This is a genomic window from Brevundimonas sp. ZS04, assembly GCF_001956865.1.
GTDB classification, from domain to species: domain Bacteria; phylum Pseudomonadota; class Alphaproteobacteria; order Caulobacterales; family Caulobacteraceae; genus Brevundimonas; species Brevundimonas diminuta.
Genome location: NZ_MTHE01000007.1, coordinates 65,294 through 87,553, shown reverse-complemented (window position 1 = coordinate 87,553; position 22,260 = coordinate 65,294). Strand labels below are relative to the sequence as shown.

Here is a 22,260-nt window from a genome sequence, read left to right as displayed (position 1 = left end):
CATGTCTGAACTGAAGAACCGCCAGGGCTTTTCGACCCGCGCCATCCATGCGGGCCAGCAGCCGGACCCGACGACGGGCGCGGTGATGACGCCGATCTTCGCCACCTCGACCTATGCCCAGGAAAGCCCCGGCGTGAACAAGGGCTATGAATACGCCCGCGGCAAGAACCCGACGCGCGAGGCCTTCGAGGCCTGCATCGCCGATCTGGAGGGCGGGGTTCAGGCCTTTGGCTTCGGCTCGGGCATGGCGGCGACCTCGACTGCGCTGGAACTGCTGGACGCCGGCTCGCACATCATCACCGGCGACGACCTGTACGGCGGTTCGTGGCGGCTGTTCGAGCGGGTGCGCCGTCGCTCGATGGGGCTGGACTTCAGCTACATCGACCTGACCGACCTGGCCGCGGTCGAGGCGGCGATCACCGACAAGACGCGGATGCTGTGGGTCGAGACGCCGACCAATCCGCTGATGAAGCTGGCCGACATCGAGGCCCTGTCGAAGATCGCCAAGGCGCACAAGCTGATCCTGGTGGTCGACAACACCTTCGCCACGCCGTGGAGCCAGCAGCCGCTGGCCTTGGGCGCCGATGTGGTCATGCACTCGGCGACCAAATATCTGAACGGCCACTCCGACATCGTCGGCGGAGTTCTGGTCGCCAAGGACGCCGAGATGGCGGCCCAGCTGAAGTTCCTGCAGAACTCGATCGGCGGCGTCATGGGGCCGTTCGACGCCTTCCTGGCCAACCGGGGGCTGAAGACCCTGGGCCTGCGCATGAAGGCGCACAATGAGAACGCCCTGGCGGTGGCCCGTTGGCTGGAAGACCGGGCAGGGGTCGCCAAGGTCATTTATCCGGGCCTGGTCAGCCACCCGCAGCACGACCTGGCCGCGCGCCAGATGAACGGCCGCTTCGGCGGCATGGTCACGGTGCTGATCGACGGCGATCTGGAGCGCACCAAGCGGGTGCTTGAGCGGGTGCAGGTCTTCACCCTGGCCGAGTCGCTGGGCGGCGTGGAGAGCCTGGTGAACCACCCGGCCATCATGACCCACGCATCCGTGCCCAAAGAGGTGCGTGAGGCGGGAGGCGTCACCGACAATCTGATCCGCCTGTCGGTCGGGGTCGAGGACATCGACGACCTGATCGCCGACCTGGATCAGGCCATCGGCTGAGGCTGATTGAGGCGCCGGGGTTCAAATCCCCGGTAGGCCTGCCTAGGCTGGGCCCATGTTTGATTTCATCGCCATGCGTGATCGCCTGGCGGAGTTCCCGATCGCGGAGATGCTGATCGGGCTCTGTCTTCTCGTCCTAGTCGCCTTTATCGCGGACTTTGTGGTCCGCCGCATCCTGACCCGACTGATCCTGCGGATCGTCGGGCGGGCGGTGCATGATCTCGACGTGCTGCTGCGCCCTGTGGTGCGCAGCTTCACCCGCGTCGTCCCGGCCGTCATCATCCATCAGGGCATAGGCGGCGTGCCGCATCTGGCGCCCGGCTTCGTCACCCTGGTTCAGAACGTGGCCGGGGCCTTCATGATCGTGGCCGTGGCCATCGGTATCGGCGCCGGTCTGGACATGGCCAACGCCCTCTACGCCCGCTCGCCGCGCGCCCATCGCCGCAGCATCAAGGGCTATCTGCAGGTTCTGAAGATCGTCATCTACGCCATCGCCACCATTCTGGTGATCGCGGCCCTGATCGACCGATCGCCCTTGCTGTTGCTGTCGGGCCTGGGCGCGCTGGCGGCCGTGCTGATGTTGGTGTTCAAGGACACCATCCTGTCGCTGGTGGCGTCGGTTCAACTGAACTCCAACGACATGCTGCGCGTCGGCGACTGGATCGAGATGCCCCAGGTTAACGCCGACGGCGACGTCATCGACATCGCCCTGCACACGGTGAAGGTCCAGAACTGGGACAAGACCATCACCACCATCCCCACCTGGCGCCTGATCAGCGAATCCTACCGCAACTGGCGCGGGATGCAGGACAGCGGCGGGCGCCGCATCAAGCGGTCCCTGCTGATCGACCAGACCAGCGCGCGCTTCCTGACCGAGGCCGAGCGTGAAAGGATGCGGCGCTTTCTGCTGATCGACGACTACCTGGCCGACAAGAGCGCCGAGATGGCCGACTGGAACGCCAAGCTGGTCGAGGCCGGGCGCGACCCGGTCAATATGCGGCGCTCGACCAACATCGGCGCCTTCCGCGCCTATGTTCAGAACTATCTGGAGAACCATCCGCGCATCCGTCAGGACATGACGCTGCTGGTGCGCCAGATGCAGCCGACGGACACAGGGCTGCCGCTGGAGATCTACGCCTTCACCGCCACTGTGGCCTGGGCCGAGTATGAGGCGATCCAGGCGGACATCTTCGATCACCTGCTGGCGATCCTGCCCGAGTTCGATCTGCGCCTGTTCCAGTCGCCCAGCGGGGCGGACTTCGTCCAGCTGCGGCGGCCCTCGCTGGCGGCCTAGGGCGCAAAAAGAAAAGCGCGCAGAGGGCGACCCCTGCGCGCTTTAAATCCTGTCATCGTCGGCCCGTCATTGCTGACGCGGCTGGCGATGGAGCCGGATCAGCCTTCGGTCTTCAATTGACCAGCCGATTCCTTGCCCGAGCGACGGTCGCGCTCGATTTCGTAGGAAACCTTTTGGTTTTCGTCCAGGCCGCGCAGGCCGGCTTGCTCGACAGCCGAGATGTGGACGAAGACGTCCTTGCCGCCGTCGTCCGGCTGGATGAAGCCGTAGCCCTTGGTGGAGTTGAACCATTTAACAGTGCCGGTAGCCATTTTCAGGACCTCCGCTAGAAGTTGGCCTCAGAGAACGTCCCTGAAGACCTGTCGGGTCTGTATGGATCGGCTTAGACCTCGGTGCGCGGGGCAGAAGGCAGAGCGTGACGCAGAGAGATCGACCCCTCTAAGGTGGACGCTCCGGTGTCCTAATGCAAGAGCCGGGGCGTCAGGGCTCGGCCGTTTCCGGCGGCGAGACCCAGTTCTCCTGACATAGCTTGCGCAGGGCCGAGGTGATGGTCGAGCCGTAGAGCGCATCCTGAATCCGCTCATAGCCCTCCATCTTCAGGGCCTGTTTGACGTCGCCTACCGTCCGGCAGCCGCCGCTTTCGGCCAGTTGATACGCACGTTCCAAGGTCGTCGGTCGAAAAGTCATGACCGTAGCCTAGGCCCTTTCGGGCCAAAGGTGAAACCGGGCGCCCGAAACGCGCCGCGCCCGGATCAGAAGGAAACGCTGATCCCGGCGACCAGGGCGTCGGCGTACTGTTCGCCAGGAACCTTGGCGTTGGTGCCGTGCCAGCGCAGATCGGCCTCCAGATTGCGGGTCAGGGCGTAGGATGCGCCGATGTTGTAGCCGGTGTAGTCGACGCTGTTGTCCTGCTCGCGGCGGCCGATCTCGGCCGAGACGTTCAGCTTGTCGGTGAAGTCCCAGCCGCCGCGCACCGCGACCCAGGTCCAGGCTTTCACCGAACCGGCGCCGTCGGGCGAGTGCTGCAGCCGCAGGCGCGCGCTGGCCGGGCCGATCGACCGCTTCATGTCGGCGGTGAACTCCCAGGCGTTGGCGTCATAGCCGGGGTTGGCGTCCACCCGCCACTTGTGCGCGACGTTCAGGTCGAAGTCGAAGCCCGCCCATTGGGGACGCACGCCGCCGGCCAGTTCGACCTCCAGCTCCGAGCCGCCGCTCTTGATCGTTTCGGCGGCGGGGCTGACGTAGAAGAGGCCGCTGTCGCTTTCCCATTCCGCCGCGCCCCAGACGAAGGGATCGCCGTCCGACTTGGAGGCGTCCTTGGAGCGGTTGTCGCTGGCAGCGCCGGCGCTGAAGCTCCAGCGGCCGGGCATGTCCTGCGCCTGTGCTTGGGCCGTCGAGGCCAGGATCAGGAGCGGGGCGGTCGCCAGGACGGTCGTCTTCAGGGCGGTCGTCAGGATGCGCATGGTCGGCCTCGATAGGGGAGTGTCGAGGCCGCTTCCTAGAGGCGCTTCTTGTCGAATTTATCACAGGCTTGCGAAAACTCGTCCGTCAGCCGAGCGACAAGCTGAGCCGTTGTCGGCACGTCGTGGACGGCGCCTGACCCCTGGCCCGCCGACCAGATGGTCTTCCAGGCCTTGGCCTCCTCGCCCATGTCCAGCTTGTGCTCGGGCAGGGATTTGGGGTCGATCTTGTTCTCGACCAGGGAGGGGGTCAGGAAGTTGGCCGGAATGCCCGACACGGCGGGCGTATAGGTGATGTCGGCCGAACCCGACTGGACGATCAGCTCCTTGTAGTGGGGCTGGGCCGCGCTCTCGGTCGTGGCGATGAAGCGGGTGCCCATATAGGCGAAGTCCGCGCCCATCATCAGCGCCGCCGCCACGTCCTGGCCGGTCGAGATGCAGCCCGCCAGGATGATGGTCCCGTCAAAGAAGCCGCGCACTTCGTTGATTAGGGCGAAGGGGTTCACCACGCCCGCGTGCCCGCCCGCGCCGTTGGCGACCAGGATCAGGCCGTCGACGCCCGCTTCGGCCGCCTTGCGCGCATGACGCACATTGGCGATGTCGTGGAAGACCACGCCGCCATAGCCGTGCACCGCATCCACCACGTCGCGCACGGCGCCGAGCGAGGTGATGATCAGCGGCACCTTCTCCTCGACCGAGACCATCATGTCGGCCATCAGGCGCGAGTTGGTCGGGTGGATGATGTGGTTGACGCCGAAGGGGGCGGCGTCGGGCTTCAGCCGCGACTTGATCTCGTGCAGCCACTCCCGATAGCCCTCGGTCGTGCGCTGGTTCAGCGAGGGGAAGGTGCCGATCACGCCCGCATTGCAGGCCTCGACCACCAGATCCGGCCCGGACACCAGGAACATGGGCGAGGCGATCACCGGCAGCTTCAGGCCGGACTGCAGGGAAGCGGGAATGGCCACGGGTCGTCTCTCCTGAAGGGATAGGTTGTTTTAGGCCACGCTAACCGGGTGTCGTCGGGGAAGGCAATGCGGTTCGGCTCGCCCCGTCAGGCGCCGGCCGCCGAGGCCTGTTTCGCCCTGAGCCGCTTTCTGAGCCGGGCGCGCGCATTGGCGTAGGGAGAGGACGTGTTGAACTGGATCATCCGCCCCATGGTCCATTTCCCGTCGAGCCAGCAGCGCCCGTACAAGGTGTCGTCCGAACGGCTTTCGATCTCTGAGACGATGCGCTCCTTGGCGGCCTCCAGCCGCTGAAGGAGAGCCGGATAGGGCAGGGCCTCATAGTCGCGGTAGAATTTCTGGGCGAGGCGACCCAGTTCGCTCCACTTGAACCCGGTTTCCGGGAAGTCGACGGCCAGACCGGCCTTGTCGCGATCCAGCCATTTGAGAACCAGTTCGTTCCACCCGATCAGATAGGAGACGAGGTTGGCGATGCTCATGCGCGTTCCGGCGGCGTGACCGTCCAGGCCGCAGTCGTCCGCCAGGTCGAGCGGGACCGCACGCAGGTCAGTCATCAGCTTGTCGAAGTTGACCTCGATCGCGCTCAACAACTCGGTCTTGCTCTGTGGGACGGCCATGATCCCGATCCTTTCCGCTTGACGTCGAGCGATCGGCCGATCCGGCGACGCGCGCATTGATCTTCAGCAATCGAGGTCCGCGATGGCGCGCCGGTCTCGAGAGAAAAACAGAGTCCAATTCGTCTGAATCGTCTGAAATCCCCCGGCCCGGACGGCCGCTCTCCCCTCGGCCGCAGGGCAGTCTAGCACAGGTGCGACAGGCGGATGGCCGATTGCGGCGGGCGCGGCGTTTTCTTTGGCGGGCCGAACGCCTAAATGGCGGGCATGACGCATTATACCGACAGCCTCAGCCAGCTCGGCGCCCAGACCGCCGCCCCGACGAACCCGCAAGAGGCGGTGCTGGAGCGCGTGGCCAATCCGCACGCCGACACCCTCTATGTGGCGCGCTTCACCGCGCCGGAGTTCACCAGCCTGTGCCCGGTGACGGGCCAGCCCGACTTCGCCCACATCGTCATCGACTATGTGCCCGGCGACTGGCTGGTCGAGAGCAAGAGCCTGAAGCTGTACCTGACCAGCTTCCGCAACCACGGCGCCTTCCACGAGGACTGCACCATCGCCATCGGCAAGCGCCTGGCCGAGCTGCTGCAACCGAAATGGCTGCGCATCGGCGGCTATTGGTACCCGCGCGGCGGGATTCCGATCGACGTCTTCTGGCAGACGGGCGCGCCGCTGGAGGGCGTGTGGCTGCCGGATCAGGGCGTGGCGGGGTATCGCGGGCGGGGGTGAGGGGCAGTCGGATACAGAACGTTTGCAGTTAGTATTGTCGTCGATCTATGATCGGTGAATGAAAAGACCCATTCCCGGCCAGAAGCACCATTGGTTCCCTAAGGTCATGGCGAAGGCGTGGGTGGATTCAGAGGGAAAGGTTTCCCGCACAAATAGCCGTTCCTTCACCACCCAAAAGCACCCTAGTGCTGTTGGCTATTATCCAGATCACCATAACATCTTGTCGGACGGTGGTAGCCCGTGGGACTCGACATTCGAGCCTGATTTCGATGATGCTGACAATGCTTTCCCTAAGGTGATAGGGTGGCTGGACGAAATCGCAAGCTCTCACCCTAGTGGAAAGCGGATCGGTGGCGTAACGATCTCTTCGGAGATGCGTACACAATTGGCCGAATGCTTAGCCTCACTTATCGTGAGGAGTCCAAGGATGAGATATTTATCTGAAAAATATACTGCTGAATATCAAGTTGAGTGGATGGGTTTTGATGAGCCTCGAAATGTTCACCAAACTGCAGGTGCGAATCTTAGGCGTTGCCAAGAGCCGTTTGCCCGAAGCATCCGAACCGGGGGTAAATTTGCTTTCCTGGTAGCGACGGAAGGTTACTTTGTGTTCGGTGATGGCTTTATGTCCAACTTTAACCCGAGTCCCGACTGTCGATCGAATTTAATGGCGCTTACAGCCTTTACGCCAAGCGTTGCTTTGTTGTGGTTTAGTCCGAGGCAGTATCCGTCGTATCCAGACGGTGTGACGATTCTAGTTTCAAAGGATGAGGTCGTTCAGTTCAACGATATTGTTCAAGTATATTCTAAGGATAATATTTTTCATCGAGGCTTGGCTCCTAATCTTCACGAATCTTTTCTAAAAAGTCAGCATTATATAGTGACTAGCAATGGCGCCAACCACACTACGCCTTTGGTGGAAGGGTGGATGTTCGAGGCGCTTCAAGTGCGCGAAGATTGGCGAGCTTAGCTGTGCGGTGGCACTTTGTAGGCCTCAGTGGAAATTGACAATTCATCGTCATTCGCCCTGCATTCTTTCTACATAATCTCCGCCCATGACCCCATCCTCCCGCCTCCCGCTCGAAGCCTGGGGCCGTCGTCTGATGACCCGCGCCGAGGCGTGGGCCGACCGCTCCCGTCTGCGCCGTTACGCCTATGAGTTCCTGTGGTTCGGGCTGAAGCAGGGGTGGGCGTGTCTGTTCGGCGGGGCGATGCTGGCGCTGATCCTGGGGACGTTTCTGTTCTGGCCAGATGAAGCGCCGCTGGCGCGCTATGACTTTCTGGTGCTGGGGGCGCTGGGGATACAGGCGGCGATGCTGGCCCTGAAGCTGGAGAGCTGGGAGGAGGCGCGGGTCATCTTCCTGTTCCATGTCGCCGGGACGATCATGGAGCTGTTCAAGACCTATCACGGGTCGTGGATCTATCCGGAAGAGTCAGTGCTGAGGATCGGCGCCGTGCCGCTGTTCTCGGGCTTCATGTATGCGGCGGTGGGCAGCTACATCGCGCGGGTGCAGCGCATCTTCCATATCCGGGTGCGGAACTATCCGCCGCTGTGGACGACGTGGGTGCTGGCGGCGGCGATCTACGTCAACTTCTTCGCCCATCACTGGCTGCCGGACGTGCGGCTGGCGCTGTTCGCGGCGACGGGGCTGCTGTTTATGCGGGGGTGGTTCTACTTCACCGCCGATCGGACGCGGCGGTCGATGCCGCTGCTGCTGGGCTATGGGCTGGTGGCGCTGTTCATCTGGTTCGCGGAGAACCTGGGGACGTTCGCGCGGGCCTGGGTCTATCCGGGGCAGGAGGGCGGATGGGAGATGGTCAGCCTGAACAAGCTGGGGGCGTGGTTCCTGCTGATGATCATCTCGGTGGTGCTGGTGTCGATCGTGCACCGGCCGGAGGAGGAGCCGCGTGACTGAGGCAACGCCTGCGCCGTCCGGGCGTTTGCTGGACCTCGGCGACGAAGGAGAGGACCATGGCGACCTATCATTTCAGCAAGACGCTGGACCTGCCGTTCGAGGCGGCGCTGGACGCGACGCGCGAGGCCCTGGGCCAGGAGGGGTTCGGCGTCATCACCGAGATCGACCTGCGCGCCACCTTTAAGGCCAAGCTGGGCGAGGATTTCCGCGCCTATACGATCCTGGGGGCCTGCAATCCCAAGCTGGCCTTCGAGGCGCTGGGGCTGGAGGACAAGGTAGGCGCCATGCTGCCGTGCAATGTGGTGGTGCAGGACGCGGGCGGCGGCCGCACCGAGGTCTCGGCCATCGATCCCGTGGCCTCGATGCAGGCGATCGACAATTCCGCGCTCAAGGACAAGGCCGCCGTGGTCGCCGGGAAGCTGAAAGCCGCCGTCGATCGACTTTGACCCGCCTCAGGGGCGCGCCGTCACCTTGTGCTCCAGGTCGGGGCGGGGGCGTTCCAGCGGGGGCTCGGACAGGGAGCCGACGTGGATGAAGCCGGCGATGCTCTCGCCGTCCTCGACGCCGAACAGGGCGACGGCGGCGGGGTCGTAGGAATACCAGTCGGTGATCCAGCTGGCCGAATAGCCCAGCGCATTGGCCGCGTGCTCCAGGTTCATGCAGACGGCGCCGGCGGACAACTGCTGCTCCCAGACCGGCACCTTGTGGCCCTGGATCGGGGTCGAGACGACCATGACGGTCAGCGGCGGGTTGGCCAGCTTGGCCAGGGCGGCGATCTCCTTGCCGGTGCGGTTCTGGGTTTCGCCCAGGGCGGCGAGGGCTTCGGACAGTTCGGTGCGGCTGCGCGGGCCCAGGATGACGAAGCGCCAGGGAAACAGCTTGCCGTGGTCCGGCGTGCGGGCGCCCAGCAGCAGCATCTGCTCGATCTCGGCGTCCGAGGGGCCGGGCAGGGCCAGCGACTGGGCCGGGGCCGAGCGGCGCACGGCCAGGCGCGACAGCAGTTCTTCCGAACGGACGGGCAGGGGCAGGGCGGAAGCGAGGTCTGACTGGCTCATGGCCGATAGCTAGGCTTTCGCGACGCGCTGCGCCATAGCAGGGGCATGAGTCAGATCCGCGACATCAAGCCTCGCTGGGCTGAGGGCCTGCCGGACACGCCGCCGTGGCGCAGCCTGGGCGACAGCGCTCTGGTCGACACGCCGTGGATGCGGGTGACGCGCCACCCGGCGATCGCGCCGACGGGGGCTGACGCCGACTATGTGGTCGTGCGGCCGAAGAATGTGGGCACGGGCGTGCTGCCGCTGCATGACGACGGGACGGTCAGCCTGGTCGGGCAGCATCGCTTCGCCCTGATGCGCTATTCGTGGGAGATGCCCGAGGGCGGGGCGCCGGAAGGGGAAGACCCCTTTGAGGCCGTGAAGCGCGAACTGGCCGAGGAGGCGGGGCTGACGGCGCAGCACTGGCGCGCGGCGCTGGACCTGGACCTGTCCAACTCCATCACCGACGAGCGGGCGATGGCCTGGGTGGCCTGGGGGCTGGAGGCGACCGAGACGGCGCCGGACGAGACGGAGGTCTTTCTGACGGCGCGCGTTCCCTTCCGCGATCTGATGGCCGAGATCGCGCGCGGGGCGGTGCGCGACGGGCTGACGGTGGCGACGGCGTACCGCGCCTACCATATGGCGCGGGAGGGCGAACTGCCGGCCGCGCTGGCGCGCGCCATGCTGGGCGCGTAGGATCGCCGCCTGAATTCGAAGGAAGCCTGATGGCCAAGCTGGAAGTCGTGCCGAAGCAGCCGGACCTGTGGGCGCAGTTGCGCGCCGCCGCCGAAGACGCTGCGCGCGAGGAGCCGCGTCTGGCGTCGCAGCTGAACGCCGTCGTCCTGGCGCATGAGGATTTCGCCGGGGCGCTGAGCTTCCAGATCGCGCGCAAGCTGGGCGATGCGGAGCTGGGGGCCATGACGGTGCGCGAGGTGGCCCTGTCGGCCTTCTCCGCCGATCCGGGCATTGTCGCCGCCGCCGAGGCGGACCTGAAGGCGGTGCAGGAGCGCGATCCGGCGATCCGGTCGCTGTTGCAGCCCTTCATGTATTTCAAGGGGTTCCAGGCGCTGCAGGCCTGGCGCGTGGCCCACTGGCTGTGGGAGCAGGACCGCGACACCCTGGCGTTCCATTTCCAGAGCCGGATTTCGGAGCTGTTCCAGCTGGACATCCACCCGGCGGCGCGGATCGGCTCGGGCGTCTTCCTGGATCACGGCACGGGCATCGTCATCGGCGAGACGGCGGTGATCGGGGACGAGGTGTCCATGCTGCACGCCGTGACCCTGGGCGGGACCGGGGCCGAGCGCGGCGACCGCCATCCGAAGATCGGGCGCGGCGTCCTGTTGGGCGCCGGGGCCAAGGTGCTGGGCAACATCACGGTCGGCGACTACGCCAAGGTGGCGTCCGGCTCGGTGGTGCTGAAGCCGGTGCCGGCGGGCTGCACCGTGGCGGGGGTGCCGGCAAGGCTGGTCAACTGCCCGACCGACGCCACGCCTGCGCGGACCATGGACCATACGCTGTCCGACATCGTCTATGACTTCGTGATCTGAGGGCGGTCGCTGCGCCTGTGGACGCCTGACGCGCGGGCTTCCCAAGGCGGGGCGGCTTCTCTAGGGTCCGCGGCCAACGACATGCGCCTCACCGGCGCCAAAACGAGGCTGACCCCGTGACCGAGAACGACCTGAAGCGCGTCGAGACGCACCTGAAGCGCACCTTCAACCACGGCGGCATCAAGGTGAAGGCCCGCAAGGTCGCCGACTCCGCCGAAGTCTATGTCGATGACGAGTTCATCGGCGTGGTGTTCGAAGATGAGGACGAAGCCGGCTCCTTCATGTTCGAAATGGCCATCCTGGCGGAAGACCTGCCGGAATAAGCCGTCTCAGCCATGAGAATTGAAGAAGGCCGGAGAGGGCGTCCTCTCCGGCCTTCTTTGCGTTTGCGATCAGCCTCTGATCACCAGCCGAACAGACGGGCGAAGAAGCCCTTCTTCTGCGGGGCGGGGGCCTCGACCGGCTTGACCGGCTCGGCGGCGGGCTTGGGCGTCGTCGCCTGAACGGGCGGCTCGACCGGAGCGGGGGCCGCAGCGACGACCGGCTCGGGCTTCGGCGCGGGCTTGGTCTCGGCGATGGGCGCGGGCGCGAGGGAGGCGGCGACCGGCGTCTCGACCGGGGCCGGAGCGGCGGCCTTGGGCGCGGCGGGCTTCTTGGGAGCCGCAGCCTTCTTCGGCGCAGCGGCCTTGGCCGTGGTCGTTTTGGCGGAGGCCGGAGCCTTTGCCGTTGCGGGTTTCTTGGCGGCAGGCGCCTTTGCGGCAGTCTTTGGCGCGGCGGCCTTCGGCGCAGCGGTCGCCTTGGCCGCCTTGGGAGCAGCCGCCTTGGCCGGAGCCTTGGCGGGGGCCTTCGTCGCGGCGGGCGCCTTTACGGCCTTGGGCTTGGCGTCAGCTTTTGTCGCTGTCGCGCTCGACTTTGCCGCCGGTTTCGGCTTGGAAGCGGCGGAAGCCGCTTTCGCGGCAGGTTTCGTTTCAGACGGTGCTTTGGCCATAAACTCCCCGACCCCTCGTTGGACACGGGCGTAAGGACAAGCCCGCACTGGCGATTCGTCATTATAACGGTGTTTGAGAAATGTCCGAATCCGCAGTTCAGGTGATCGCGCGCGGCGATCGCGCCCCGGCCGAAGCCGCCGCCGCCGCCATCGACGCCAACCCCCTGTTGGAGAACGCGACCTATTCCATCCTGGAAGAGGATGAGGACAAGGAAATCTGGCGCATCGACGCCTTCCCCACGACCGATGAAGAGGCCGAGGGCATCGCCGAAATCCTGCGCGCCACGCCGGGGCTGGAGGTCGTGGTCGAGAAGCTGGCCGACGCCGACTGGCTGGCCATGAGCCTGTCGGGCCTGCCGCCGGTCGAGGCCGGGCGCTTCTTCGTCTACGGCGCTCACGATCAGGGCAAGGTGCCTGAGGGACGGGTCACGCTGAAGATCGACGCGGGCGCCGCCTTCGGCACCGGCCACCACGGCACGACGGTCGGCTGCCTGGAGGCGTTCGACAATCTGCTGAAGACTGAAAGCTTCGAGAAGGTGCTGGACGTGGGCTGCGGCACGGGCGTTCTGGCCATCGCGGCGGCCAGGACGGGCTCGCCCATCGCCGTCGGCACCGACATCGACGAGCCCTCGGCCCGCATCGCCAATGAGAACGCCCAGATCAACGACGCCAAGTGCGAGTTCTATTTCGCCGACGGTCTGAGCGATGCGCGCATCGCCCAGCACGCGCCCTATGATCTGGTGTTCGCCAACATACTGGCGGCGCCGCTGGTGTTCCTGGCGCCCGAGATCGGGGCGGCGCTGAAGTCGGGCGGGGTCGCCATCCTGTCGGGCTTGCTGCGCACCCAGGAGGAGCGGATTCTGGAGGCCTATCTGCCGCTGGGCTTCGTGGTCGAGCAGACGATCCATCATGATGCGTGGAGCGCCCTGCAACTGCGCAAGAAGTAGGGCGCAACGGCGGTTGTTCGCAAACAAGCGCAGCCCGGCAAAAAAGCCGGGCTGCTTTGTCGCGCGGGCCGGGCGTTCTAGCTCTTCGGCGCGGCGGCGAGGGACTGGCGGTATTCATCGACGGGCAGGCCGCCGACGCCCCAATCCTCCAGCGGCACCTCGTCTATGACCACGAAAGTCACGGCAGGCGGCTTGTCGAGCACCTCGTAAAGAAGGTCGGTGACGCCGGCGATCAACTGCGCCTTCTGTTCTCGTGTGGCGCCTTCGCGGGTGATCCGGATGTTGACGTAAGGCATTGCTACGCCCCTCCTAGGCTTTGCGTTCGATGATCTGGAAGACCTTGGCGATGATCCGCCACTGGCCGTCGGTGCGCACGAGAGACAGGAAGTCGACGAAGTCCCGGTCGCCGATTGAGCAGCGAACCCGCGCAAGGGCCGTATTGTCGCCGGCCAGCTGAATCTCGTCGATATGATCCCGCCTCGGCTCTTGGCGCGAGGCGGGCGATCGCCGGGCTGCGACGATGGGGAGGTATTCCTCCATGGTGCGGAACAGCAGGGGCGTCTCGTCGGCGGTGGCGTAGATAGCCTGCGGGTGGAAGACCGACGTCAGCTTTTCGACATCGCAGTCGTAGAGGCCGTCGAAGTAGTCCGTGAGCAGGCGCGTGATCTGGGGGAAGGGGGCGGTCATGCGGCGTCCTTCAGCAGGCCTTCTTGCAGCAGGGCGGCCCTTACGGACGCATGGGCGCCCATGCGCGACATGAAGTCGTACAGGCGCGGCCAGCCCTGAAGGCTGAAGCCGATGAAGCCCGTCCAGTTCAGCACGACGAACAGATAGATGTCCGCCACGCTCATTCGATCTCCGAGCAGGTAGGGGCTTTCCTGTCCAAGCATCTGTTCGACCTCGCCGAGGCGTCGTTTGAGCAGGGCCTCGGCCGGCGCCCGGCGTTCGCCCTGCGCCTCGCCGTGGAAGAAGGGCGAGAAGGCCTTGTGCAGCTCGGAAGAGATGAAGCTCAGGGCCTCTTGCAGGCGCACGCGATCCCAGCTTCCGGCGGCGGGCGCCAGACGATCGGGCTGCAGGTCGGCCAGATACTGAAGCACAGCCGGGTTCTCGGTGACGACCCGGCCGTCCTTGAGCTCCAGAGCCGGCACATAGCCGCGGGGATTGACGGCGCGATAGTCGCGACCGTCCTCGGTCAGGCCCGCGTCGGTATCGACCCTGATCGCCTCGAACGCCTGGCCGAGTTCGATGAGGACGATCCGGGAGGCGAGCGAACACGCTCCCGGCTTGAAGTAGAGGCGCATGGAAAAGCTCCTGTCTGAAGAGAGGGCAGACCTAGGCGTCGAGGTTTCCATTGCCAATGAAGTTTCCAATGGTTATCGCATTATGGAGTTTCTTCCCGGTAACCGGCGGCTTTCGACATGACCCTCAAGATGCGCAAGAACCGCAGCGCGCCGCCGCCGGAACGATGCGACCTGACCGAATGCATGGCGGTGATCTCGGGAGCCTGGGCGGCGAATGTGATCTGGCATCTGCGCGAAGGCCCGCGGCGGTTCAGCGAGCTTCGCGCCGACATTCCGCCCGTATCCGCCAAGGTGCTGTCCCAGCGTCTGCGCGAGTTGCAGGCGCGGGGCGTTCTGGATCGACGGGTCGTGCCGACCTCGCCGCCTTCGGTCGAATACGCTCTGACGGCGCTGGGCGGCGAACTGATCCCGGCGCTGACGGCCATCGTCGAGGTGGGCCATCGCCTGAAGGCGGCGGCGAAGGATGCGCGGAAAGACGCCGACTGAAGCGCGGACGCCCTGCTTGTTCTGAAGGTCGGGGCGAAAAATCGCGAACGCGGCGGATGGGCCGGAAAGCCGCCTTCTCGCGCCGGAAGAGAAGGGTATAAGAGCGACCCATGCGCCAGACATTCGACGAAACCACCGATCCGTCCTTCGGGGCCAAGCACCTGCCTCTGCTCCGCGCCGAAATGGCCAAGCAGGGCCTCGACGGCCTGCTGGTCCCGCACGAGGACGAGCACCAGAACGAATACCTGCCCGACGCCAATGAGCGGCTGGCCTGGGTCAGCGGCTTCACCGGCTCGGCCGGGGCGGGCGTGGTGCTGAAGGACCGCGCAGCGGTCTTCGTCGACGGCCGCTATACGGTGCAGGCCAAGGCCCAGACGGACGGTGCACTGTTCGAGCGTCAGCCGCTGAACAAACTGGCCGACTGGCTGGCGGCCGTGCCGTCGGGCTGGGTGATCGGCTATGATCCGCGCCTGCACAGCCCGGATGCGCTGGCGAGCCTGAAACAGGCCGTCGAGAAGGCCGGGGCGAGGCTGAAGGCGGTCGAGGCCAATCCGATCGACCTGGCCTGGGGCGACGCCCGCCCGGCCCAGCCGCAGGCGCCGGTGGCGCCGCATGAGGACCGATATTCCGGCGAGGAAGCCGCGTCCAAGCGCGCCCGCATCGGCAAGGCCATCCTTGATGCCGGGGCCGAGGCCGCCGTGCTGACGGCGCCGTCGTCGCTGGCGTGGCTGTTCAATATTCGCGGCGGCGACGTGATCCGCACGCCGCTGCCGCTGGGGCAGGCGGTGGTGAAGGCTGACGGGACGGCCAGCGTCTTCCTCGACCCGGCCAAGGTGACGAACGAGCTGCCCGGCTGGCTGGGCGACGCCGTGACGCTGGAGGCGCCCGAGGCGCTGCCGGGCGCGCTGGACGCCCTGTCGGGCCATAAGGTGATGATCGATCCGGCCGTGTCCTCGGCCTGGTATTTCGACCGGCTGGAAGCGGCGGGCGCGACCATCGTTCGCGGCATGGACCCCTGCGCCCTGCCGCGCGCCCAGAAGAACGCCGTCGAGATCGAAGGCAGCCGTCAGGCGCATATCCGCGACGGCGCGGCCCTGACGCGGTTCCTGCACTGGGTGGATACGGTCGCGCAGAAGGATCTGCCGGACGAGCGGGCGGTGGTCGAGGCGCTGGAAGGCTTCCGCGAGGCGACCGGGATGCTGAAGGATCTTTCCTTCGACACCATCGCCGGGGTCGGGCCGAACGGCGCCCTGCCGCACTATAAGCCGGTCGGGGCCAAGATCCGGCCGATGGAGGCGGGCTCGCTTCTGCTAGTGGACGGCGGCGGTCAGTATCTGGACGGGACCACGGACGTGACCCGCACCATGGCCATCGGCGAGGGCACGGCCGATCAGCGCCGGATGTTCACCCTGGTCCTGAAGGGCCACATCGCCATGGCGGTGATCCGCTTCCCCGCCGGGACCAGCGGGCGCCAGCTGGACGCCGTCGCGCGCCAGCCGCTGTGGAACGCGGGCTTCGACTTCGACCACGGCACGGGCCACGGCGTGGGGTCGTATCTGGGCGTGCACGAGGGACCGCAGCGCATCGCCGGATGGGGCACGGATCAGCCGCTGCTGACCGGCATGATCCTGTCGAACGAGCCGGGCTATTACCGCGAGGGCGAGTGGGGCATCCGCATCGAGACGCTGCAGGTCGTCACGGCCCCGGCCCAGGTTCCGGGCGGCGAGCGGCCGATGCACGGGTTCGAGCAACTGACGCTGGCGCCGCTGGATCGCCGCCTGATCGATACGGCGCTGCTGACGACGGACGAGCGGGCTTACGTGGACGCCTATCACGCCGAGGTTCTGACCAAGGTCGGGCCTCTGCTGGCGGACGGCGTTCAGAAGGATGAGGCGGCGCTGGAATGGCTGAAGGCGCAGACGAGACCGCTGTAAAGGAGAAGCCCGGCCGATGATCGGCGCCATCGCCCTGCTGCTCGTCTGCCAGTTGGCGGGCGAGGTGATCCACCGGCTGACGGGCCTGCCCCTGCCGGGGTCGGTGATCGGCATGGTGCTGCTGCTGGCGTGGCTGGCCCTTGTGCCGAGGGAGCGGCTGACGCTGACCCAGGTGACGGGCTGGCTGACGGCGCATCTGTCGATCATGTTCGTGCCCGCCGCTGTCGGGGTGATGGAGGAGGGGGCGATCCTGTCGCGCTATGGCGTCGGCATCGTCGTGGCGGTTGTGGTCTCGACCCTGCTGACGCTGGCGGTGACGGCGCTGGCGTTCCGCGCCGTGGCCGGACGTGAGCCCGAACCTGATGATAGCGGGGAGGGCGCGTCGTGAGCGGTCTGATCGCGACGCCCCTTTTGTGGCTGGCGGTGACGCTGGCGGTGTTCGAGGCGGCCGACATCCTGTCGCGGCGCAGCGGGCGCCATCCGTTGTGCCATCCGGTGCTGCTGGCGACGCCGGTGCTGATCGGGGTGCTGCTGGCGACCAAGACGCCCTATGCGACATACGCCGAGGCGACGCAGGTGCTGGGCTTTCTGCTGGGACCGGCGGTGGTGGGGCTGGCCGTGCCGATCTGGGCGCAGCGGGCGACGATCCGGCGGTTGGCCAAACCGCTGACCTGCGCCCTGCTGGCGGGGGCCGCGACGGCCATCGTCAGCGCCGTGGGCATCGTCTGGCTGTTCGGCGCGCCCGCAGAGATCATCGCCTCCATCGCCCCGCGCGCCACGACGACGCCGGTGGGGATGGCTGTGGCCTCTCAGTTGGGGGGCATACCGGCTCTGGCGGCGGTGATCGTGCTGATGTCCGGCGTGATCGGGGCGATGACGGCGACGCCGCTGTTGAACCTGCTGAAGATCAGGGATTATCGGGCGCGGGGCTTTGCGGTCGGGGTGTCGGCGCACGGATTCGGCGCGGCGCGGGCGTTTCAGGTGGATCAGACGGCGGGCGCCTTCGCCAGTCTGGGCATGGCGCTGAACGCCGTGGCGACGGCGACCATCCTGTCCATCGTGGCCAGTCTGATCTGAACCATCCGCTCATCCCGGCGGACGCCGGGACCCAGTGCTTTGGCTTCAAGTCCATCGGCCGGTTGTGGAGCGCGGGGCTCTTACTGGATCCCGGCGTCCGCCGGGATGAGCGGGTAGGGTGAAGGCGCGCCCCTTGAAATAAGGCTTTACGGCGCCCATCTGAAGCGCGTCGGCGGATGCGCCGCCGACCCCCTCACATCAGAAGGAATGCGCGGATGAAGATGCGCAAGCTGGGCCGTAACGGCCCTGAGGTCTCGGCCGTCGGTCTGGGCTGTATGGGCATGAGCGCTTTTTACGGCGCAGCGGACGAGGCCCAATCCATCGCGGTGATCCACCGCGCGCTCGACCTGGGCGTCACCCTGTTCGACACGGCCGAGATGTACGGCCCCCACACCAATGAAGTCCTGCTGGGCAAGGCGCTGAAAGGGCGCCGTGACGAAGCCTTCATCGCCACCAAGTTCGGCATCAACCGCCAACCGGACGGCTCGGCGATCACCGACGGCTCGCCCGCCAATGTGCGCCGCGCGGTCGAGGGCAGCCTGAGCCGCCTGGGCGTCGACCATATCGACCTCTATTACCAGCACCGCATCGACCCCAATACGCCGATCGAGGAGACGGTCGGGGCGATGGCCGAACTGGTGAAGGAGGGGAAGGTCCGCTTCATCGGCCTGTCCGAGGCGGCGCCCGCCACCCTGCGCCGCGCCCACGCCGAGCATCCGATCACGGCTTTGCAGACCGAATATTCGCTGTGGAGCCGCGACCCGGAGGATGAACTGCTGGGCGTGGTGCGCGAATTGGGCATCGGCTTCGTGCCTTACAGCCCGCTGGGCCGGGGCTTCCTGTCGGGGGACATCAAGTCGATCGACGACCTGGCGCCGGACGACTTCCGCCGGACGAACCCGCGCTTCGCGGGCGACAACTTCCAGAAGAACCTCGATCTGGTCGATGCGGTCGGCGCCATCGCGGCGGACAAGGGCGTGACGGCGGCGCAACTGGCCCTGGCCTGGGTGCTGTCGCAGGGAGAGGACTTGGTCCCCATCCCCGGCACGCGCCGGATCACGACGCTGGAGCAGAACGCGGCGGCGGCGGACATCGTGCTGACGCCGGATGATCTGGCGCGGATCGAGGCCGTCTTCCCGCGCGGGGCGGCGGCGGGCGAGCGCTATGCGCCCGGCGGCATGAGCTCGCTGAACCGCTGATGTGAAAACGCCTCCCTCGCGATCGCGGGGGAGGCGTCTTTCATTCGGGCCTGGGCGAGAGGTTTACTGGACGCGGGTCCAGGTCTGGGTCTTGCACAGGGGGGCTACGATGCAGCCGCGCAGGCGCAGGGTGTTGTCGTTGGTCAGGGTGATGGTGCCGCGATAGGTGCCGCCGTCCTCGGGATTATAGACGGAACCGCCGCGCCATTCGGTCGGGCCGCCGGTGAAGCCCGACAGCATCCGCAGGCCGCGCAGGGGGCGGGTCCGCAAGGACTCGTCCTTGTTGCGGGCGTCGCGCACGTTCGGATCGGCGCGGATATGGCTGGAGGTGACGAGGACGCCGCACAGGGCCTGGCCGCAACGCTCGATGCGGACCTGGCCGCCGTTGGTCGGCGTCTGCCACAGGCCGGTCGGGTCGCTGGCGAGGGCCGGAGAAGCGAGGGCGGCGGCTGCGACGGCGAGCGCCGTCAGGACGGAGGTCTTCATCGGCGTTTTCCTTCTGACGGATCGTTGAGGCGATCCCTTGGACGAAGGATGATCCGGGGTTCGGTCCGAAACAAGGCCGAAATTGTGAACTTCACTCAATGATTACATGACCTTAGGTCAAGTTGACCGCGCTGCGGGCGCCTAAGGCGATGGATTCGGGCGTCTTTTGCGGGAGGCGTCGATCAGCCGCCGCGCGGACGGCGGGGGCGGGTTCCGGCGTTGGAGCAGGCCGAATAGCCGTCGCGCCAGACGCGGCCCATGGTCAGGCGGCTGGCGTCGGCCAGGGCGCGGCAGTCGGCCGCCTGATGCACCTGCGCCGCCGCCAGGGCCACGGAGGCGCAGGCGAAGGCGTCTTCGGCCGCGTCGTGGTGGCGGAAGGCGACGCCCAGTTCGGCGCAGACGTTGTTCAGCTTGTGCGAGGCGAAGTCCGGCCAACTGATCTGGGCCAGCTTGACGGTGCAGAGGTAGTCGAACTCGGGATAGGTCAGGCCGTAGTGGTCGCAGGTGTTGCGGATGACGCTGACGTCGAAGGCGGCGTTGTGAGCCAGCACTGTGCGGCCTTCGAGACGCGGGGCGATGGCGGCCAGGACGGCGGGGAACTCCTCGGCGTCTTCGACCTGTTCGGGGCCGATGCCGTGGAAGGCGATGTTGAAACTGGCGAAGCGCATCCCCGGCGGGCGGATGTAATGGTGCTCAACGGATTCGATGACGCCGTCGTTGATCCAGGCCAGGCCGATGGAGCAGGGGCTGGCCCGCTGCTCATTGGCGGTTTCGAAGTCGATGGCGACGGCGTGCATCAGGAAATAAGCGCCAGCCACTCGTCCTCGGTCAGGACGGTCACGCCGTGCTTTTCGGCGTCCTTCAGCTTGGACCCCGCGCCGGGACCGGCGACGACGTAGTCGGTCTTCTTCGACACCGAGCCCGAGACCTTGGCGCCGAGGCTTTCGGCGCGGGCCTTGGCTTCGTCGCGGGTGAAGCGTTCCAGCGAGCCGGTGAAGACCACGGTCTTGCCCGCCACCGGGCTGTCGGTCACGGGGTCGGCCACATCCTCGACGCGCTCGAGTTCTGCCAGCAGGGCGTCGACGACCTGAAGGTTGTGCGGTTCATGGAAGAAGTGGGCCAGGGCCTCGGCGGCGACCGGCCCGACGCCGGAGACGCCCGCGATCTGGTTCAGCATGTCGGAGGGGCCTTCATCGCGTGCGACGGCGGCCCAGCGGATCAGGTCGCTCCAGCTGCTCGAGATTTCCGCCAGCGAGCGGCGGGCGGGCGCGGCCATGCCGGGGAAGGCGAGGGCGATCTTCTGATCCATCGGCGCTTCCGGCCACGGATCGTCGGCGGGAGGCTGCGCCTCGGCCATCAGGCCCAAGACGCGGGTCGAGATGGCGTGGGTCGCGGCCAGGGTCTTCCAGTCATCGCTGGCGAGGCCGTTCGCGGCGGCCATGCAGGCGTCGCGGAAGGCGGTCCAGCTGCCGAAGGCGCGCGACAGGACCAGCGAGGTCTGCTCGCCGATCTCGCGCACGCCCAGACCGAAGATCAGGCGGTCGAGGCTGATGACGCGGCGCGCGTCGATGCCGGCGATCAGGTTGCCGACGCTGGTCTCGCCATAGCCGTCCTCGGCGCGCAGCAGGGCCAGCTTCTCCTCGTCGCGGGCCAGGCGGAAGATATCGGCGGGCTCCTTGATCCAGCCGCGGGCGTGGAAGGCGATCAGCTGCTTTTCGCCGAGGCCCTCGATGTCGAAGGCGCGGCGGCTGACGAAGTGCTTGAGGCGCTCGACGATCTGGGCGTCGCAGATCAGGCCGCCGGTGCAGCGGCGCTTGACCTCGTCCCCCTCGCGCACGGCTTCGGAGCCGCAGACGGGGCAGACGGTGGGGAAGACGTAAGGGACGGCGCCCTCGGGTCGCAGTGTATCGACCACGCCGACGATCTGGGGGATGACGTCGCCCGCGCGTTGTAGGACGACGGTGTCGCCGATGCGGACGTCCTTGCGGGCGATCTCGTCCTCGTTGTGCAGGGTGGCGTTGCGGACCACGACGCCGCCGACGGTGACGGGATGCAGGCGGGCGACAGGGGTCAGGGAGCCGGTGCGGCCGACCTGAATGTCGATGCCTTCCAGCACGGTCGTGGCTTGTTGCGCCGGGAACTTGTGGGCGATGGCCCATCTAGGGCTGCGGGCGATGAAGCCGAGGCGCTGCTGCCAGTCCAGACGGTCGACCTTATAGACCACGCCGTCGATGTCGTAGCCGAGGCGGCTGCGGTCGGCCTCCAGCGTCTGGTAGACGCCGATCAGGCCCTCGGCGCCCTCTACGCGGGCCGAGCGGTCGTTGACCTGAAAGCCCCAGTTGCGGAAGGCCTCCAGCGCGCCTGCCTGCGTCTCGGCGAAGGGGGCGGAGGTCTCGCCCCAGGCGTAGGCGAAGAAGGTCAGGGGGCGCTGGGCCGTGATCTTCGGGTCTTTCTGGCGCAGCGACCCGGCGGCGAAGTTGCGCGGGTTGGCGTAGGTGCGCTTGCCTTCGGCCTCGGCCGCCGCGTTGAAGGCGTCGAAGGCGGCGTTGGGGGCGTAGACCTCGCCCCGGATCTCGATGACGTCTGGCCAGCCCGAGCCGGCCAACGTCTGGGGGATGCTGTCCAGCGTGCGCAGATTGGCGGTCACGTCCTCGCCCGTCTTGCCGTCGCCGCGCGTGGCGCCCTGGACCAGCACGCCCTTTTCATAGCGCAGGCTGGCCGAGAGGCCGTCGATCTTGGGCTCGGCGACGAAGGCGATCGGTTCGTCGCCCGGCAGCTTGAGGAAGCGGGCGATGCGGGCGACGAAGTCGCGCACCTCGCCGTCGTCGAAGGCGTTGTCCAACGACAGCATGGGCACGCCGTGGCGGACCTCTGCGAACTGGGTCGAGACGGGGGCGCCGACGCGTTGCGACGGCGAGATTGGGCCGGACAGGGTCGGGAAGGCGGCTTCCAGGGCCAGGGCGCGGCGTTTCAGCTCGTCATAGTCGGCGTCGGAAATCTCGGGCGCGGCGTCGGCGTAATAGAGGGCGTCGTGACGCGCCAGTTCGGCCGACAGGCGATCCAGCTCTTCGCGCGCCTGGGCTTCGGTCAGGGTTTCGACGGGCGTGAAGAGGTCGGACAT

The 22,260-nt window shown here is 66.8% G+C and carries 28 protein-coding genes; 15 read left to right on the top strand and 13 right to left on the bottom strand.

The window, feature by feature from the left end:
• Position 1: 1 nt before the first annotated feature.
• Both BJP32_RS10725 and BJP32_RS10720 read left to right on the top strand, forming a co-directional pair.
• Complete coding sequence (locus tag BJP32_RS10725; RefSeq protein ID WP_046653702.1) at positions 2-1,165, top strand: cystathionine gamma-synthase; 1,164 nt, start codon at positions 2-4, stop codon at positions 1,163-1,165.
• 55 nt (positions 1,166-1,220) lie between these two features.
• Positions 1,221-2,459, top strand: a complete 1,239-nt coding sequence (locus BJP32_RS10720; RefSeq protein WP_076224037.1) for a mechanosensitive ion channel family protein — start codon at positions 1,221-1,223, stop codon at positions 2,457-2,459.
• A gap of 98 nt (positions 2,460-2,557) precedes the next feature.
• Here BJP32_RS10720 and BJP32_RS10715 read toward each other — a convergent pair whose 3' ends face one another.
• The 5 genes from BJP32_RS10715 to BJP32_RS10695 form a co-directional block, all read right to left on the bottom strand.
• Positions 2,558-2,770: a cold-shock protein gene (locus BJP32_RS10715; RefSeq protein WP_003164457.1), complete on the bottom strand. Its 213-nt coding sequence runs from the start codon at positions 2,768-2,770 to the stop codon at positions 2,558-2,560.
• Between the two features lie 169 nt (positions 2,771-2,939).
• On the bottom strand, positions 2,940-3,146 hold the full coding sequence (locus tag BJP32_RS10710) for a hypothetical protein (RefSeq protein ID WP_003164458.1): 207 nt from the start codon (positions 3,144-3,146) through the stop codon (positions 2,940-2,942).
• Positions 3,147-3,211: 65 nt separating this feature from the next.
• The gene (locus tag BJP32_RS10705) at positions 3,212-3,922 is read right to left on the bottom strand and encodes a TorF family putative porin (protein WP_046653700.1); all 711 of its coding nucleotides are present in this window, start codon (positions 3,920-3,922) and stop codon (positions 3,212-3,214) included.
• 35 nt (positions 3,923-3,957) lie between these two features.
• Positions 3,958-4,884 carry a nitronate monooxygenase family protein gene (locus BJP32_RS10700; protein WP_003164460.1) on the bottom strand — a complete coding sequence of 309 codons (927 nt, stop codon included), beginning with the start codon at positions 4,882-4,884 and terminating at the stop codon, positions 3,958-3,960.
• A gap of 86 nt (positions 4,885-4,970) precedes the next feature.
• Positions 4,971-5,498 carry a ClbS/DfsB family four-helix bundle protein gene (locus tag BJP32_RS10695; protein WP_076224077.1) on the bottom strand — a complete coding sequence of 176 codons (528 nt, stop codon included), beginning with the start codon at positions 5,496-5,498 and terminating at the stop codon, positions 4,971-4,973.
• A gap of 264 nt (positions 5,499-5,762) precedes the next feature.
• Here BJP32_RS10695 and queF point away from each other — a divergent pair, with 264 nt between their 5' ends.
• The 4 genes from queF (at position 5,763) to BJP32_RS10680 (ending at position 8,586) form a co-directional block, all read left to right on the top strand.
• A complete protein-coding gene (queF, locus tag BJP32_RS10690) occupies positions 5,763-6,224 on the top strand; it encodes a preQ(1) synthase (RefSeq protein WP_076224075.1) in 462 nt (153 codons plus the stop codon).
• A gap of 58 nt (positions 6,225-6,282) precedes the next feature.
• Positions 6,283-7,194, top strand: a complete 912-nt coding sequence (locus tag BJP32_RS17160; RefSeq protein WP_143255457.1) for a DUF4238 domain-containing protein — start codon at positions 6,283-6,285, stop codon at positions 7,192-7,194.
• 85 nt (positions 7,195-7,279) lie between these two features.
• Entirely contained in the window at positions 7,280-8,140 is an 861-nt protein-coding gene (locus BJP32_RS10685; RefSeq protein ID WP_083673968.1) for a DUF817 domain-containing protein, read from the top strand.
• A 56-nt stretch (positions 8,141-8,196) separates the two neighbouring features.
• Positions 8,197-8,586 carry a DUF302 domain-containing protein gene (locus BJP32_RS10680; protein WP_040345051.1) on the top strand — a complete coding sequence of 130 codons (390 nt, stop codon included), beginning with the start codon at positions 8,197-8,199 and terminating at the stop codon, positions 8,584-8,586.
• Positions 8,587-8,592: 6 nt separating this feature from the next.
• On the opposite strand, the gene BJP32_RS10675 is transcribed toward BJP32_RS10680, so the two are convergent.
• The gene (locus BJP32_RS10675; protein WP_076224034.1) at positions 8,593-9,195 is read right to left on the bottom strand and encodes a nitroreductase; all 603 of its coding nucleotides are present in this window, start codon (positions 9,193-9,195) and stop codon (positions 8,593-8,595) included.
• A 45-nt stretch (positions 9,196-9,240) separates the two neighbouring features.
• On the opposite strand from BJP32_RS10675, the gene BJP32_RS10670 reads away from it, so the two are divergent.
• The 3 genes from BJP32_RS10670 to BJP32_RS10660 all read left to right on the top strand — a co-directional run bounded on the left by BJP32_RS10670 (position 9,241) and on the right by BJP32_RS10660 (position 11,044).
• Entirely contained in the window at positions 9,241-9,870 is a 630-nt protein-coding gene (locus BJP32_RS10670) for an NUDIX hydrolase (RefSeq protein WP_046653693.1), read from the top strand.
• 29 nt (positions 9,871-9,899) lie between these two features.
• Positions 9,900-10,721: a serine O-acetyltransferase gene (gene cysE / locus BJP32_RS10665; protein WP_003164468.1), complete on the top strand. Its 822-nt coding sequence runs from the start codon at positions 9,900-9,902 to the stop codon at positions 10,719-10,721.
• 116 nt (positions 10,722-10,837) lie between these two features.
• Positions 10,838-11,044 carry a DUF3126 family protein gene (locus BJP32_RS10660; protein ID WP_003164469.1) on the top strand — a complete coding sequence of 69 codons (207 nt, stop codon included), beginning with the start codon at positions 10,838-10,840 and terminating at the stop codon, positions 11,042-11,044.
• A gap of 80 nt (positions 11,045-11,124) precedes the next feature.
• Here BJP32_RS10660 and BJP32_RS17860 read toward each other — a convergent pair whose 3' ends face one another.
• Entirely contained in the window at positions 11,125-11,709 is a 585-nt protein-coding gene (locus tag BJP32_RS17860) for a hypothetical protein (RefSeq protein WP_046653691.1), read from the bottom strand.
• Between the two features lie 80 nt (positions 11,710-11,789).
• On the opposite strand from BJP32_RS17860, the gene BJP32_RS10650 reads away from it, so the two are divergent.
• Entirely contained in the window at positions 11,790-12,656 is an 867-nt protein-coding gene (locus BJP32_RS10650; RefSeq protein WP_046653689.1) for a 50S ribosomal protein L11 methyltransferase, read from the top strand.
• 77 nt (positions 12,657-12,733) lie between these two features.
• Here BJP32_RS10650 and BJP32_RS10645 read toward each other — a convergent pair whose 3' ends face one another.
• The 3 genes from BJP32_RS10645 to BJP32_RS10635 are packed head-to-tail and all read right to left on the bottom strand — an operon-like array spanning position 12,734 to position 13,957.
• A complete protein-coding gene (locus BJP32_RS10645; protein WP_003164472.1) occupies positions 12,734-12,952 on the bottom strand; it encodes a 4-oxalocrotonate tautomerase family protein in 219 nt (72 codons plus the stop codon).
• Between the two features lie 13 nt (positions 12,953-12,965).
• On the bottom strand, positions 12,966-13,343 hold the full coding sequence (locus tag BJP32_RS10640) for a nuclear transport factor 2 family protein (RefSeq protein WP_076224032.1): 378 nt from the start codon (positions 13,341-13,343) through the stop codon (positions 12,966-12,968).
• Entirely contained in the window at positions 13,340-13,957 is a 618-nt protein-coding gene (locus tag BJP32_RS10635) for a glutathione binding-like protein (protein WP_046653686.1), read from the bottom strand. Before BJP32_RS10635 ends, BJP32_RS10640 begins: the two co-directional genes overlap by 4 nt.
• A 117-nt stretch (positions 13,958-14,074) precedes the next feature.
• Between BJP32_RS10635 and BJP32_RS10630 the strand changes: the two genes are divergently transcribed.
• The 5 genes from BJP32_RS10630 (at position 14,075) to BJP32_RS10610 (ending at position 18,653) form a co-directional block, all read left to right on the top strand.
• Positions 14,075-14,443 carry a helix-turn-helix domain-containing protein gene (locus BJP32_RS10630; protein ID WP_046653684.1) on the top strand — a complete coding sequence of 123 codons (369 nt, stop codon included), beginning with the start codon at positions 14,075-14,077 and terminating at the stop codon, positions 14,441-14,443.
• A gap of 110 nt (positions 14,444-14,553) precedes the next feature.
• Complete coding sequence (locus BJP32_RS10625) at positions 14,554-16,377, top strand: aminopeptidase P family protein (protein WP_076224030.1); 1,824 nt, start codon at positions 14,554-14,556, stop codon at positions 16,375-16,377.
• 16 nt (positions 16,378-16,393) lie between these two features.
• Entirely contained in the window at positions 16,394-16,765 is a 372-nt protein-coding gene (locus BJP32_RS10620; protein ID WP_046653680.1) for a CidA/LrgA family protein, read from the top strand.
• Positions 16,762-17,454 (top strand): LrgB family protein, encoded by a 693-nt coding sequence (locus tag BJP32_RS10615; RefSeq protein ID WP_046653678.1) that lies wholly within the window; start codon positions 16,762-16,764, stop codon positions 17,452-17,454. Before BJP32_RS10620 ends, BJP32_RS10615 begins: the two co-directional genes overlap by 4 nt.
• Before the next feature lie 215 nt (positions 17,455-17,669).
• Positions 17,670-18,653, top strand: coding sequence for an aldo/keto reductase (locus tag BJP32_RS10610; RefSeq protein ID WP_046653677.1), 984 nt, complete (start codon positions 17,670-17,672; stop codon positions 18,651-18,653).
• 63 nt (positions 18,654-18,716) lie between these two features.
• Here the strand turns inward: BJP32_RS10610 and BJP32_RS10605 are convergent, their stop codons facing one another.
• The 3 genes from BJP32_RS10605 to ligA all read right to left on the bottom strand — a co-directional run bounded on the left by BJP32_RS10605 (position 18,717) and on the right by ligA (position 22,260).
• Entirely contained in the window at positions 18,717-19,139 is a 423-nt protein-coding gene (locus BJP32_RS10605) for a DUF2147 domain-containing protein (protein ID WP_003164483.1), read from the bottom strand.
• 182 nt (positions 19,140-19,321) lie between these two features.
• Positions 19,322-19,957 (bottom strand): 3'-5' exonuclease, encoded by a 636-nt coding sequence (locus BJP32_RS10600; protein ID WP_083673967.1) that lies wholly within the window; start codon positions 19,955-19,957, stop codon positions 19,322-19,324.
• Positions 19,936-22,260: an NAD-dependent DNA ligase LigA gene (gene ligA, locus BJP32_RS10595; RefSeq protein ID WP_046653672.1), complete on the bottom strand. Its 2,325-nt coding sequence runs from the start codon at positions 22,258-22,260 to the stop codon at positions 19,936-19,938. Before ligA ends, BJP32_RS10600 begins: the two co-directional genes overlap by 22 nt.